The following is a 12,869-nucleotide window of genomic DNA, read 5'->3' on the forward strand; positions in this document are numbered from 1 at the left end:
CTTGAATGAGATGAGAATGTAAACTCTTTCTGATCCATGACAGCACTTTAGTTGCTTTGCCGCGGCAGTGACGATAAAATCGGCTTTGGCATACTCTGTGCCACCATCCGCGGAAAGGGTTAAGCCCAAGATCAGCAGCAAAATTCATTTTTTACGACTCCCCAGCCTGAATGCGGATAAAGGTTCTTTAAGGAGATCGTATGTCTAAACTCTGGTCCAACAACGGACAGATCAATCTTGAGTATCAACGTAAGCGTGCCAAGGCGCTTTTGCATCGTCTCAAAGCGGGCACCGAGGTGCAAAAGCTTGATCTTTTGCACAAACTGAACCCAAACACGCAAATCACGCTTGCGAGTGCACAACGATTAATCGCACTGGAACTAGGGTTCGATAGCTGGCCGAAGCTGAAAAAACATGTGGACTCTATCGAATTTGTGGCCCGACACCCGAATTTTGTCGCCGATGACGAAGCCAATACTGTGCATTGGCGCTGCGGCAACGATATTGAACATACGCTTCGGCTTGCCGGATTTAAGGGCACTTTTCGGATGTTGGCAGATCCATTATGCATGGGGCCTGTCGTTGCGTTAGCGGGTTCAGATTACATACGAACCAGAAGTCAGTTCATCGCTCAGGCTTTTCAATTACAAGTTTCTGAAGTGACGCATCGAATGGCGCAAGAGTATGCTGATCTGAAGCAAATTGGTGACGCTGCTCACGCCGTTCTATGGTGCGAGGCAGATGCCTATGATCAGCTTTTTCTGATCCATGTCTTAGCCAGCCTCAAAAAGGTGCCACGCAAGCTAGAACTGATTGAAATCGATCAAATGCCTGGCGTTAGTCGGTTCATTGGTATCGGCCAACTATCGCCTGATGTGCTCGCTTGGTTATGGCCCCAACGAAGAAAGGTTGGCGAAGATGCAATAATTTTGGCTCGCCGGGCCTGGCAGGCATATTGCTCAGATTCGCCAGTGAAACTTGCCCAGCTTGCTCATCAGTCACATGCTTGTCTGCCTCTTCTGGCTCCAGCCATGAGAAGACAGTTACAGGAGCTGCCAAATATACACAACGGTCTCTCGTTGACGGAGCAACTCTCGTTAGCGTATGTCGCGGAAGCAGGACAAACGTCCTTTGGCAGCATTTTTGCCGAATTGATGGCCAAACGCGAACCCCTGCCGTTCTTAGGCGACACCATGTATGAAGCGCTACTAAGGCCCCTCATTAATACGAAAAATCCACTTCTGATCGAGTCAGAAACGCAACTTGAATGGCCACGTCGTCTCTTACACCTGACGCCGTTAGGACATAAAGTGATAGGTGGTCAAGCCTATTGGCCTGATTATGCCTCTTCGGAGAGATGGATTGGTGGTGTGTGTATAGCACCAGGCCAGGCACATTGGACAATCGACGATAACGGGCAACCAGCCTGGCGTGGTTAGTAAACCAGTGCTTAGCTACTATGTTTTTCTTGGCTTTAAAACGTTCGTGCGATCAGCGCATGCTACAGCGCACTAACCCTGGCTCCTTACTCGTCAAAATTCGAAAAGTCCTTTTCCACTTACCCTGGCAACGATCTTTTGCATTGGGGTTGGGCTGCGGCGCGCCCAAAAGCGCTCACGGTACCAAACCGTGGCCGATTCCGGAGTTCCGTAAGGCCAATAAGAGGGGTGAGCAAATTGCGCCAATGTCGGGTTTCAAACTTTCCGCCAATGAAACGCTTGCTGCACGCCTGCCGTAACACTTTATGCCGTCATCAGGTCTGCGCTACGGTGACAATCCCGGACCCTTGACTCGTTCTGGCATAAACAAATGCATTAAATATTGTTTGATCTAAAGAAGCGCAATGTTTTAATAAACGTCACGTTCGCTCCTTTATTTAATCAGCCGAGAACAGTACACCGCCCGTTTTCCAATCACAGTTGTGATAAGTGGAAGCGGGCATCAGCTGTCGCACATACGTGTTCTCGTCAAGAAAACAAGACATCATTCAATACATGTATAAACACATTCTGCGCTCTGCGATGCTCCTTTCCGCCCTGACTGCCACGATCTCGTACGCCGGCCCAGTGGTACCGGCCAATACGAAACTGGTGATTGCCGATCAGAATGAAGCGCTCCAAACGTTACTCAAGGCATCGGGCGAACAGGCCAAATTATCGTCCGAAGTCAGCTATGCCAATTTCCTGGGCGGCCCGGCGATCCTGGAAGCGTTTCGGGCCGGTGCACTCGACCTGGCTGTTGTGGGCAACACGCCGCCGATACAGGCGCATGCAGCCGGTGAAAAACTGCCGATCATCGCAGTACGGACCAATTCGGGACCGGACTATCAGTTGGCAGTACGGCCTGGATTGGTGCTCAATAGTCTGAAGGACCTCAAAGGCCGCAAGATCGCGTATGCCGAAGGCACAGGACGTCAGCCATTTGTGTTGTCAGCCCTTAAGCTGGCAGGATTGACAAAAAAAGACGTAACGCTGGTTCCGTTACGTGCAGGCGATTTCCCGGCGGCCATCCGTGCAGGACAAGTTGATGTGGCAGCAATTAACGAGCCACATTTCAGCCGCTACCTGCGCGATTATGCAGCTGAAAAGGCCAGCGCCCTGCCCGAGTCAGCCCACGCGGGTCTGCCCAGTAACACATCCTATCTGTATGCCAGCGAGGCAGCGCTTAATGACCCGGCCCGCTATGCGGCGATCCGGCAGTTTGTGGCAAGCTGGATCAAGGCCAATGACTGGTCCGTTAAGCATCCGGAGCAGTGGGTGCAGGCCTATTACGTGAAAAACCAGAATCTGACGCAAGCCGATGGGCTGGCAATCGTCAAGGCCGAGGGCAAGACCAACTATCCGCTGCTGTCCGACTCCGTCGCCCCACAGCAGCACCTGATCGATCTGATATATGAAGCTGGCGATCTGCCCCGAAAACTTGATGCCCGCGAGGAATTTGACTTACGCTTCGATGACATCATTCGCGGTGCCGTGTCAGGTCTCAGCACAGAAAAAAATTGAGGTTACCGACATGAGTACACCATTTGCACACACTGCTGACAAGCAAAAAGCTGGCGCCCGGTGGGTCAATTCCGACAGCCCCACCAACGATAGCGTGTCTGTCACCGGCTCGCGCTCTCTGCTGCCGCGCAAACTGGGCGCCTGGGGGCTGCTAAGCGGCCCTCTCGTCCTATTGCTGGTGTGGGAGCTTGCTTCGCAATCGGGTCTATTGAGTCCGAGGCAGCTGGCCGCACCCAGCACCGCAATACTCACCGGCCTGAGCCTGCTGGCCGACGGTTCGCTGGCCGATCATTTCTGGGCGTCCGCGCAGCGGGCGTATATCGGGCTTTTCTCCGGGGTACTGATCGGACTGGCGCTGGCGCTCGTGTCCGGACTTAGCCGCGTAGGTGAAGCCAGCTTCGACGGGGTGGTGCAGATCAAGCGCGCGGTGCCGACCCTGGCTCTGATTCCGCTGGCAATAATGTGGCTGGGTATCGGCGAGGCAATGAAAATCACGCTAATTGCAAGCAGTGTGATGGTACCCATCTACATCAACACGCATGCAGCACTCAGGGGTATTGACATCCGTTACGTGGAACTGGCTCAGAGCGCAGGTCTGAGCCGATGGGAGTTCATTCGCCGCGTGGCGCTACCGGGCGCGCTGCCTGGCTTTTTCACCGGCCTGCGACTGGCCGTGACAACCTGCTGGACAGCGCTGGTGGTGCTGGAGCAAATCAACACGACCGAGGGTATCGGGTATGTCATGAACCGGGCTCGAGACTATGGTCAGACCGACGTTATTGTAGTCGGGCTGCTAATCTATGCTCTGCTGGGGCTGGGATCGGACACCCTGGTTCGCCTGTGGGAACGCAAGGCCCTGAGCTATCGCAAGGCGATCGGATCATGAGTGAAGCGGCAGTCAAAGTTCATAACCTGTCCCGCCGCTTTGGCACGCGCACCGTGCTGGATCGGCTCACCTTCGAGATTGCTCCCGGCGAGTTCGTCGCGTTGATCGGCAAAAGCGGTTCTGGCAAAAGTACGCTGCTCCGGGCATTGGCCAGGCTGGATACCGATGTGGCAGGTGATGGCCACATCGTGGTGCCGGCCAGCCTTTCCGTGTTATTTCAGGACTCGCGCCTGCTGCCATGGGATAACGTGCTACGTAACGTGACGCTCGGCCTGCACGATGCGGATGCGCAGGACCGGGCGCGCCAGGCGCTGACAAGTGTCGGACTAGGCGGGCGCGAAGAGGCATGGCCCAACGCCTTGTCGGGTGGCGAGCAGCAGCGTGTCGCACTGGCCCGCTCGCTGGTCCGGCGGCCCCGACTGCTGCTGGCAGACGAGCCATTTGGTGCGCTCGATGCATTGACGCGATTACGTATGCAATCGCTGTTGCTCAATCTGGTGCAGATTCATCGCCCGACTGTCGTGCTGGTCACGCACGATGTGGAAGAAGCGTTGCTGTTGGCAGACCGTGTACTGCTGATGGACGATGGCCTTATTACGCTGGACCGACAGATTGCAATAACCCATCCCCGGCGCAAGAACCGCCAGGCATTCGACGACCTGCGCGACGAACTGCTGGCCGCGCTGGGCGTTACCGAACTGGCCTGAACGCCTTCAACATCCAAGGCTCGCAATGACTCAAAAAAGCATCCACCTCAATCTGTTTGTACACGGCCGCGGCCACCATGAAGCGGGCTGGCGTCATCCTCGTGCCACGCGACTGCCCCTTACTGATATTCGCTACTACGAGTCGCTGGCCAAAAAAGCCGAAGAAGGTAAATTCGACTCGATCTTCTTTGCCGACGGATTGGCACTGAATGAAGGCATTGGCCATGTCGCCGGCGGCGCACTCGAACCCTTGACCACCGTGGCTGCCATGGCGGCGGCCACCCGGCATATCGGTTTTATCGCCACCGCCTCGACGACCTACTACGAACCATTCAATCTGGCGCGCCTGTTCGCTTCTCTGGACCATATCACGAATGGTCGGGTAGGGTGGAACATTGTCACATCCTGGGTCAGGGGTGCCAATCAGAATTTTGGCATTGATATCCAGCCGTTACACGAGCAGCGCTACGACCGCGCCTATGATTTCGTCGATGCCGTACTCAAACTATGGGACAGCTGGGCCGAAGATGCCATCGTCGACGATCCCCAGCAGGCGGTGTATGCACGTACCGACCGCATCGCCGCGGTCAATCACGCAGGCAAGCACGTCAAGGTTGCGGGCCCGTTAAATATTGCCCGAGGCCCACAAGGTCGACCAGTGCTGGTCCAGGCCGGCTCGTCGGCAACGGGTATCCGGTTTGCCGCCAGACACGCCGAGGCTGTATTCACTGCTCACCTCGAAAAGAGCACCGCCACCGCCTTCTACACCGAACTCAAAGCGGCTGCCAGACAGGCCGGCCGCTCGCCCGAGCAGGTTGTCGTACTGCCGGGCATCAGTCCTGTCATTGGTTCAACGGATGAGGAAGCCTTGCGGACGTGGAACGAACTGAACGAGCTAACCGATCCGCAGGTCGGTCTCACTCGTCTGTCGGACCGTTTCGGCGGCTTTGATTTTTCCCATCTTGATCTTGATCATGTGCTAACGCTGAAAGATTTTCCAGACCCGGCCACCGTTCAGGCAGCAAAGAGTCGGGCCGTGGTCATTACCGGCCTGGTGGCGCGCGAGCGTCTGACCTTACGCCAGTTGCTGCACAGGCTGGCCGGTGCGCGGGGACACTTCACGCTGGCTGGCTCCCCACAACGCATCGCAGACACGATCGAAGACTGGGTTCGCAGCGGTGCCGCCGACGGCTTTAACGTGATGCCACCCGTGCTGCCCGGCCATCTGGACGACTTTGTGGAACACGTTGTACCCATTCTGCAAAAAAAGGGGCTGTTCCGCAGGGAATACGAGTCCTCCACCTTGCGCGGGCATTACGGATTAGACGCGGTACCCAGCCGTTGGACACAAAACGTGGGTCAGGGCGTTGCGATTGCCGTCTAACGCTTGACGCAAGCGTCGCACTGTCGCTAGTCATATCGTGTCCTTGATGACGTATGTAATCACACCCAAAACCATCCATTCCTGGCTCGTTGTAGTTGCAATGTCGGGATGGATGGGGTTGGCCGTCTTCATATACCGGCCACAGGGCTTGGGAAAAGATTACCAATTCATTCGTGGCCACTGACAGGTTCAAGCTGAAAGAGCGCGGCAGCGTTGTTGTACAGGACATCTTCAATCGCCGATGCTTTCAGGCCCAGTTTGGCGATATCGTCGATACTTTGCCCGATCGGGCGAAAGGGATATGACGATCCGAACAACAACTGGCTGGACATATAACTGTTGGCTGCATGAATGTAGGCATCGCTGCCGGCCTGAAAGAGATACATATCCGGCACCAGTTTGATATTTTCATAGCGAAAGGCCAGTCCGATTGCCTGGTGCACGTTGGGCCAATATCCATGGTAAATAACAATAGGCAACTGCGGAAAGGCCTGGGCCACTTTTGCCACCGCGGCCGGATCGTTGAATCGCGGGTCGGGCGTCGTCGGGCCACTCATCAGAAATACTGGCACCTTCAACTGGCTGGCCAGCTCATAGATCGGCCAGTAGATGGGGTCATCAGGATGTCGGGCCGGTTCGCAGAATCCCGGCTCCAGATCCAGACCTGCCAATCCCAACTCTCGTATGGCGTAGGTGGCCGCGTCAATGGCTGCCTGCTCCCCCTGTATCGATGGGTCCACAGCGGCAATGCCGATAAGCTCAGGGTGATTGTGCACGATATCGTGTATTTTTTCGTTGGGCAGATGCTGGGATGGCGTGTGCCGGCCCACGACGACCGCATGCGTTAAGCCCGCGTCGCGTACCTCACCCAGAAAGCCGTCTTGCGTGAGTGACCGTTCGAAATGGGCATCGTTGCCAATGGTCCCCACCCGACGATTGAGCCATCGGGCTGTGTCATGTGTGGCAGAGCCAGGCGTGGCGCCAAAAAAATCATGTAAAAAAGCCGGACGGCATCGCATATCAATGACTTTCAATTCGGGTCCTTGGTTGTGATATCAATTTTCTTCTATGGCAGCGGCAACGCTTGGCGCCGATTGATCAGCGCTTGCCTGATGCGGGTGACGCCATTGCGATGCGAAGTGTGAGCTGGACAACGTCGCGCCCCGTTCAAATAGCTTGTGACGCAAGGTGCCTGGCTCATAGGCAGTTTTATAGCGTCCTCTGGCCTGCAACTCGGGAACAACAAGATCGACAAAATCCTCGTAGGTTTCGGGCACAACGATTCGTGACAGATTGAATCCATCAATATCACCCTCGTCGATCCAGCGCTCCAACTGGTCGGCCACCTCGCGGGCATCTCCGACAAGTGTGGGGTAGCGGCTGCCAAGTTTGTGCTGGTTGAGCAAATCGCGCCGCGTCCAGCCCTGCTGGCTGGCGGTTTGAGAGGCAGACTGCATGGCATTGGATTGACCGTAGCTTATCGGCTCGTCCAGTCCAAAACGGGAAAAATCGATCCCCGTGCTTGAGGAAAAATGCGCCACACCGGCTTGCGCACTGGCGTAGCGCAGGTACTCTTCATATTTTTCCCAGGCCTGTCCCTGCGTTTGTCCGGTGATAACGGCAATGCCGACAAAGATTTTGACGTCGTCAGCCTGCCTGCCCGCGTTAACAAAATCCTGACGCAATTTGGTCGATGCCGCCTTGGCCGTTGCCGGATCGGATGCCGCAATGAATACACACTCAGCATGGCGACTGGCAAACTGCCTGCCGCGCCCGGAACTGCCGGCCTGGTACAGTACAGGCGTACGCTGTGGCGAGGGCTCCGAGCTGTGATAGCCGTGGGCGCGATAGTATGGGCCGTTATGGGCAATGGCATGGACTTTGTTCGGGTCAGTATAGATGCGGCCGTTGCGATCCCTGATAATGGCCCCGTCCTCCCAGCTGCCTTCCCATAATTTATAGCAAAGCTGCAGAAAGTCATCGGCCCGATCATAGCGTTTATCGTGCTCGTCCAGCCCATCCCGTCCCATTGCACGGGCGCCGCTATCCAGGTAACCGGTCACAACATTCCAGCCAAGACGGCCGCGCGTCAGGTGATCCAGGCTGCTGACCTTGCGGGCAAAGCTGTACGGTGTCTCTGTATGGATATTTGCGGTAACGCCAAATCCCAGGTGTTCCGTGACGGCAGCCATGGCCGACACCAGGGTCCAGGGGTCGTTGACCGGCAACTGGATGGCTTCTTTCAGGGTCAGGTCAACATTGCCTTCGAATACATCGTAGTAGCCGATGATATCGGCAATAAACAGCCCGTCAAAGAATCCACGTTCCAGCACGCGTGCGATATGTGTCCAGTATTCAATCGTGTTGTACCGGTTAGACTGGTCCCGGGGATGGGTCCACATGCCATGGTGAATATGGCCAATGCTATTCATATTAAATGCATTCAACAGTATTTTCTTGCGGGTCATGGTTTATCTATCCTGTTGGACGAAGGACGGGTATGCAGAGTCATATCGCACCATGCCGGGGTGGCAGCTTGCCATTGAGCACATAATTTCCGATCGCGTGATATTTCCAGCGGACCGGATCATGCAAGGTGTGGGTGCGCACGTTGCGCCAGTAACGGTCCAGGGCATGTCCGCCCAGCGTTGCCGAGGTGCCGGCCAGCTCAAAGAGGGCATTTGCTGCAAGCAGTCCTGCCGTAGTACAAAGGGCTTTTGCCTGGGCCACCGCAACCGAGGCAGCGGCGACCGAGGCCTCGTCGGTGGTCCCTCTGGCGCGATCGACCGCTTGCGCAGCGCGGTTTAACAAGGCCTGCGCTGCCCGCAACCGTACGTGTACATTGCCGATCTCCCTTAGGGTGAGCGGATCGTCGGCAGCGCGTGACACGCCCGAATCGATCCAGGGGCGGGCATGATCGCGGATATACGGCAACATGGCATCGAATGCGCCATGGCCTATGCCCAGATCAATGGCAGCGTGTAGCAATTGGGCGTGGGGCCCGATGGTCGAGGGCTGGTCAAAATGGACCTGGAAGGGCACAATCCATTCCGCTTGCACCTGCACCCGATCAAAGGCGACCGAACCGCTGCCAGTCACGCGTTGGCCAAAGCCGTCCCAGTCATCGGTAATGGTTACGCCTGTCGCGTTGGCCGGGATAAATACCAGATACATGGTGTCGCCCGATGCCTCCTGCGCCGAGACCAGCGTGGGTATCCAATGGGCAAACAACGCACCAGTACAATAAAACTTGCGACCCGTCACATAAATGCCCGTGTCGGTTCTTTCCAGATGCGTGCGGCGCTTGAAGTCCCGGTGTCCGATTTCTGCCAGGGCGTTGCCAAAGCGCTCACCATCCAGCACGCGACGGTAGAAATATCGCTTTTGTGATTCCGTACCGGCAATGCGCAGCACTTCCAGGGCATAGAAATGATTTTGGGGAATATGTCCGAGCGAACCATCTGCGGCCGAGATGATCGCAAATATACGCGCGACCGTTGTAGCGGTAATCCCGGCGCCGCCATACTCCCTGGGCACGCTTGCAGCCCACAATCCGCTCTGACTGAACTGATTGACTTCCTCCCACGGCAGGATACGGTTGCGATCCCTTTGGACTGCGTTTTTGGCAAACGATAGCGCCAGTGCTTCAGCCGTGGCGATGGCATGGGCATCATCGTCGATACGGTCTGCCCTGTGAGAAAAGCGTCCGGGGAACGTACCTTCAGCCCCTGCATCAAAATCTGTGACATTGGTATCCAATGCGACTTTAAAATTTGCGTTTGTCATAAGGTTCCTGCCCTGCGTGGCCTGGTTCTAGTTCCACTGGTGACGGCGCGGCAAGGTGCCGTTAAGCAAAAAATCCCCCAGAGAATGGTATTTCCAGCGTATGGGGTCGTGCAATGTGTGAACCCGGGCGTTGCGCCAGTGACGGTCCAGATTATGTTTTTCACGGGTTGACGCTGAGCCGGCCAGCGCCAGCAATTGCTCGCTGGCATTAATGGCCGCTTCGCCGGTTAGTATTTTGGCCAGCGCCACGGCAATGGATGCCTGCGCGCTGGACTCATCGGTCACGGGCTGTTGTGCGATGGTATCCAGTGTGGCCGCGCTTTCCTCAAGCACCGCGTGGGCGGCATCCACTTCAATCTGTAGTTTGCCCGCTTCCTGAATAATGTAAGGATCATCACTGGCCTGGCTGACGCCGGCGTCGACCCAGGGTCTGCTATGGTCGCGTACGAACGCCAATCCGTCATGCAAGGCACTGCTCGCAATCCCGGCGTCAATGGCGGCATGGATCAGTTGTGATACAGGTCCGGCCAAATTAGGTAGCGTTGGCACAGCCGTCATGTCCACAATGTCCGCTTCGTCAATCGGGACATTCTCCAGGACCACGCTGCCGCTGGCGGTGGTGCGCTGGCCGAAGGCATCCCAGTCATCCACAACGGTGACGCCGGGCGCATCGCGCCGAACCCAAACCTGTACGGCGTTGCCCGATTCGTGCAAGGCGCGCAGCGGTATCCAGTGAGCAAATAGGGCGCCGGTCGAATAAAAACGGGTGCCGTTCAGTCGCAGCCCTTCGGCGGTGCGCACAATATGAGTGGTTGGCTGGGTAATGAGACCTGCCCTGGCCTTGCGCTCGGGACCGGCGTTGCCGATCCGGTGGCCGTTCAGTACATCGGCGAACCAGCGGGCCTGCTGTTGCGGCGTGCCGGTTTCCCGGAGCAGTTGCAGAACGGCAAAATGGTTTTGCGGAATTTGTCCCAGCGACGGATCTGCCTCGCTGATAATGGCAAAGACTTTGGCAAGCGTAAGATAGGATACATCGGCGCCGCCAAAGCGCGCCGGCACGGTAATGCCACCCAGGCCACTGGCCGTAAAAGTCTCTATTTCCTGCCAGGGCAGGATGCGCTCGCGGTCCCGTTTTGCGGCGCTGGCGGCAAAGTCTTGCGCCAGTACCCGCGCTGTCTGAATCGCCTCCTGATCAGTGCGGATCCGGGCTGGCTGGGTCGTAGAAGGGTGCCGGCTATGTTTTGTTGCCGCATGCGTATGATGGTCATCCATAGCCTGTCCTTATCGGTTTTTGAGCCAGCGAATGTAGAGATCACCGCAGCGCTGTACTACCGTGACCAGTACGATAAGAATTGCAATCACGATCAGCATCACGGGCGTGTCGAAGCGTTGGTAGCCATAACGTATTGCCAGGTCACCCAACCCGCCCGCCCCCACTGCGCCGGCCATGGCCGAGGCGCTGATCAGTGTTACCAGGGTAATGGTGACGCCGCCAATGATCCCCGGCAGCGCTTCGGGCAGCAGGACATGGCGCACGATATCCCATTTTCTGCAGCCCATGGCTTGAGCCGCTTCGATCAGGCCGGGATCCACTTCGCGCAGGCTGACTTCGGCGATGCGTGCAAAGAAGGGGGTGGCGCTGATGGCCAGCGGCACGACGGCAGCCCATACGCCAATGGAGGTGCCGGCAACAAGACGCGTAAAGGGAATAAGCGCCACCATCAGTACAATAAACGGCGTGGCGCGAAAGCCATTGATCACGCTTCCCAGGATCTGGTTGATGCGTGGCGATTGCAGAAACCCACCGGGCGAGGTAATGATCAGCAGAACCGCTAGCGGAATGCCGACAAGAAAAGCGATGGCGCCTGATACGCCGACCATGATCAGGGTATCGACAAAAGCTTGCCAGTAGCGATCAATCGAGAGCGACATAACCGATGGTCTCCACGTGATGCGCGATAGCGGGCTGGTCGATGCCGGTGGTGGCCGCTTCGGCGACTGCAACCTGGCCGGGAACGGCGATGAGCAGGCGGCCCTGTGCGTGGCCCTGGATCCGGTCTACGCCCCCATGCAACAGGCGAACCTGGGTATTGAGGACCCGTCCTATCAATGACAGGTCTGGTTCCAGTCCGCCGTGGCCGTTGTAGGACAGCTGCAGAATCTGTTCGTAGCCTCCTGCCGCTGGTGGCATGGACTGCAAGCGTATCCGGAGATCTTCGGGAAGCTGATGTTGCAACGGGGCCAGCAATGCTTTGGTTGCTTCGTGAGAGGGCGCACCGAACAGACTCCAGACGGGACCCGATTCAGCAATCTTGCCATTTTCCAGAACCAGAACCTGATCACATACTTGCCGGATCACGCTCATCTCATGTGTGATAAGCACAATGGTGATACCCATGCGCTTATTGATATCTTTCAGTAGCTGCAGGATGCCCCGCGTGGTCTCGGGGTCCAGCGCCGAGGTCGCTTCATCACAGAGCAGGATTTCCGGATGGTGAACCAGTGCCCGGGCAATGCCGACACGCTGCTTTTGCCCACCCGAAAGACGCTGCGGAAACGTATTGCGTTTGTCGTAAAGACCCACCAGCTCAAGCAATTGCGTGACGCGACGCTTGATTTCCGGCCTGGACACGCCAGCCACCTGCAGTGGCAAGGCAATATTGTCCCAGACGGATTTGGCTGACAGCAGATTGAAATGCTGGAATATCATCCCGATACGTCTGCGCAAGCGCACCAGCTCAGCCTCATTAAGCGAAGCGATGTCAATGCCATCGACTTTCACATTGCCGCTGCTGGGAGCCTCAAGCCGGTTGATCGTGCGTAGCAGACTTGACTTGCCGGCGCCAGAGCGACCAATTATGCCAAAAATACTGGCAGCAGGAATATGCAGGGAAATATCCTGCAAGGCATGCACTGCGCCGCCAGAGGCATGATACGTCTTGCACACCTTATCAAAGGTCACCGTGCCGCCAGTCGTTTGAGCGGTGGCGGCAGCATCGTTTTCTGCATTGATTTCATCCTGTAAGGGCTGCGTCTGCGGCACCGGGCCGTTATGGATGTCGAGGCGGAAACTGTTGTTCCCCAATGCTGTCGTGTAGGTCATT

The 12,869-nt window shown here is 56.6% G+C and carries 11 protein-coding genes; 5 read left to right on the plus strand and 6 right to left on the minus strand.

What is annotated here, in order from left to right; genetic code table 11:
• Nucleotides 1–200: 200 nt before the first annotated feature.
• From EV681_RS00315 to EV681_RS00335, 5 genes are all read left to right on the plus strand, one after another.
• Nucleotides 201–1,439: a DUF1835 domain-containing protein gene (locus EV681_RS00315; RefSeq protein WP_130303014.1), complete on the plus strand. Its 1,239-nt coding sequence runs from the start codon at nucleotides 201–203 to the stop codon at nucleotides 1,437–1,439.
• Nucleotides 1,440–1,994: 555 nt separating this feature from the next.
• Nucleotides 1,995–3,002: an ABC transporter substrate-binding protein gene (locus tag EV681_RS00320; RefSeq protein ID WP_130303015.1), complete on the plus strand. Its 1,008-nt coding sequence runs from the start codon at nucleotides 1,995–1,997 to the stop codon at nucleotides 3,000–3,002.
• A 10-nt stretch (nucleotides 3,003–3,012) separates the two neighbouring features.
• Nucleotides 3,013–3,888 (plus strand): ABC transporter permease, encoded by an 876-nt coding sequence (locus EV681_RS00325; protein ID WP_130303016.1) that lies wholly within the window; start codon nucleotides 3,013–3,015, stop codon nucleotides 3,886–3,888.
• Entirely contained in the window at nucleotides 3,885–4,595 is a 711-nt protein-coding gene (locus EV681_RS00330; RefSeq protein WP_128393372.1) for an ABC transporter ATP-binding protein, read from the plus strand. The genes EV681_RS00325 and EV681_RS00330 overlap by 4 nt, the downstream gene beginning before the upstream one ends.
• A gap of 25 nt (nucleotides 4,596–4,620) precedes the next feature.
• Nucleotides 4,621–5,979, plus strand: coding sequence for an LLM class flavin-dependent oxidoreductase (locus EV681_RS00335; RefSeq protein ID WP_128393373.1), 1,359 nt, complete (start codon nucleotides 4,621–4,623; stop codon nucleotides 5,977–5,979).
• Nucleotides 5,980–6,146: 167 nt separating this feature from the next.
• Here EV681_RS00335 and EV681_RS00340 read toward each other — a convergent pair whose 3' ends face one another.
• From EV681_RS00340 to EV681_RS00365, 6 genes are read right to left on the minus strand one after another with little or no spacing between them, the layout of a single operon-like run.
• Nucleotides 6,147–7,013 (minus strand): amidohydrolase family protein, encoded by an 867-nt coding sequence (locus EV681_RS00340; RefSeq protein ID WP_130303017.1) that lies wholly within the window; start codon nucleotides 7,011–7,013, stop codon nucleotides 6,147–6,149.
• Nucleotides 7,014–7,034: 21 nt separating this feature from the next.
• Nucleotides 7,035–8,447 carry an LLM class flavin-dependent oxidoreductase gene (locus EV681_RS00345; RefSeq protein ID WP_130303018.1) on the minus strand — a complete coding sequence of 471 codons (1,413 nt, stop codon included), beginning with the start codon at nucleotides 8,445–8,447 and terminating at the stop codon, nucleotides 7,035–7,037.
• Nucleotides 8,448–8,487: 40 nt separating this feature from the next.
• Nucleotides 8,488–9,765, minus strand: a complete 1,278-nt coding sequence (locus EV681_RS00350) for an SfnB family sulfur acquisition oxidoreductase (protein ID WP_130303019.1) — start codon at nucleotides 9,763–9,765, stop codon at nucleotides 8,488–8,490.
• Nucleotides 9,766–9,792: 27 nt separating this feature from the next.
• The gene (locus tag EV681_RS00355) at nucleotides 9,793–11,037 is read right to left on the minus strand and encodes an SfnB family sulfur acquisition oxidoreductase (protein ID WP_130303020.1); all 1,245 of its coding nucleotides are present in this window, start codon (nucleotides 11,035–11,037) and stop codon (nucleotides 9,793–9,795) included.
• A gap of 9 nt (nucleotides 11,038–11,046) precedes the next feature.
• Entirely contained in the window at nucleotides 11,047–11,697 is a 651-nt protein-coding gene (locus EV681_RS00360) for a methionine ABC transporter permease (RefSeq protein WP_128393378.1), read from the minus strand.
• Nucleotides 11,681–12,868: a methionine ABC transporter ATP-binding protein gene (locus tag EV681_RS00365; RefSeq protein WP_130303021.1), complete on the minus strand. Its 1,188-nt coding sequence runs from the start codon at nucleotides 12,866–12,868 to the stop codon at nucleotides 11,681–11,683. The genes EV681_RS00360 and EV681_RS00365 overlap by 17 nt, the downstream gene beginning before the upstream one ends.
• Nucleotide 12,869: the final 1 nt, after the last annotated feature.

The organism is Advenella incenata (genome assembly GCF_004217095.1).
Classification (GTDB): domain Bacteria; phylum Pseudomonadota; class Gammaproteobacteria; order Burkholderiales; family Burkholderiaceae_B; genus Advenella; species Advenella incenata.

Excerpts from the sequence above, each read along its gene's own strand:
- EV681_RS00315 (WP_130303014.1), top strand. The coding sequence starts at position 201 with ATGTCTAAACTCTGGTCCAACAACGGACAGATCAATCTTGAGTATCAA.
- EV681_RS00320 (WP_130303015.1), top strand. The coding sequence starts at position 1,995 with ATGTATAAACACATTCTGCGCTCTGCGATGCTCCTTTCCGCCCTGACT.
- EV681_RS00335 (WP_128393373.1), top strand. The coding sequence starts at position 4,621 with ATGACTCAAAAAAGCATCCACCTCAATCTGTTTGTACACGGCCGCGGC.
- EV681_RS00330 (WP_128393372.1), top strand. The coding sequence starts at position 3,885 with ATGAGTGAAGCGGCAGTCAAAGTTCATAACCTGTCCCGCCGCTTTGGC.
- EV681_RS00325 (WP_130303016.1), top strand. The coding sequence starts at position 3,013 with ATGAGTACACCATTTGCACACACTGCTGACAAGCAAAAAGCTGGCGCC.
- EV681_RS00365 (WP_130303021.1), bottom strand. The coding sequence starts at position 12,868 with ATGACCTACACGACAGCATTGGGGAACAACAGTTTCCGCCTCGACATC.
- EV681_RS00360 (WP_128393378.1), bottom strand. The coding sequence starts at position 11,697 with ATGTCGCTCTCGATTGATCGCTACTGGCAAGCTTTTGTCGATACCCTG.
- EV681_RS00350 (WP_130303019.1), bottom strand. The coding sequence starts at position 9,765 with ATGACAAACGCAAATTTTAAAGTCGCATTGGATACCAATGTCACAGAT.
- EV681_RS00345 (WP_130303018.1), bottom strand. The coding sequence starts at position 8,447 with ATGACCCGCAAGAAAATACTGTTGAATGCATTTAATATGAATAGCATT.
- EV681_RS00355 (WP_130303020.1), bottom strand. The coding sequence starts at position 11,037 with ATGGATGACCATCATACGCATGCGGCAACAAAACATAGCCGGCACCCT.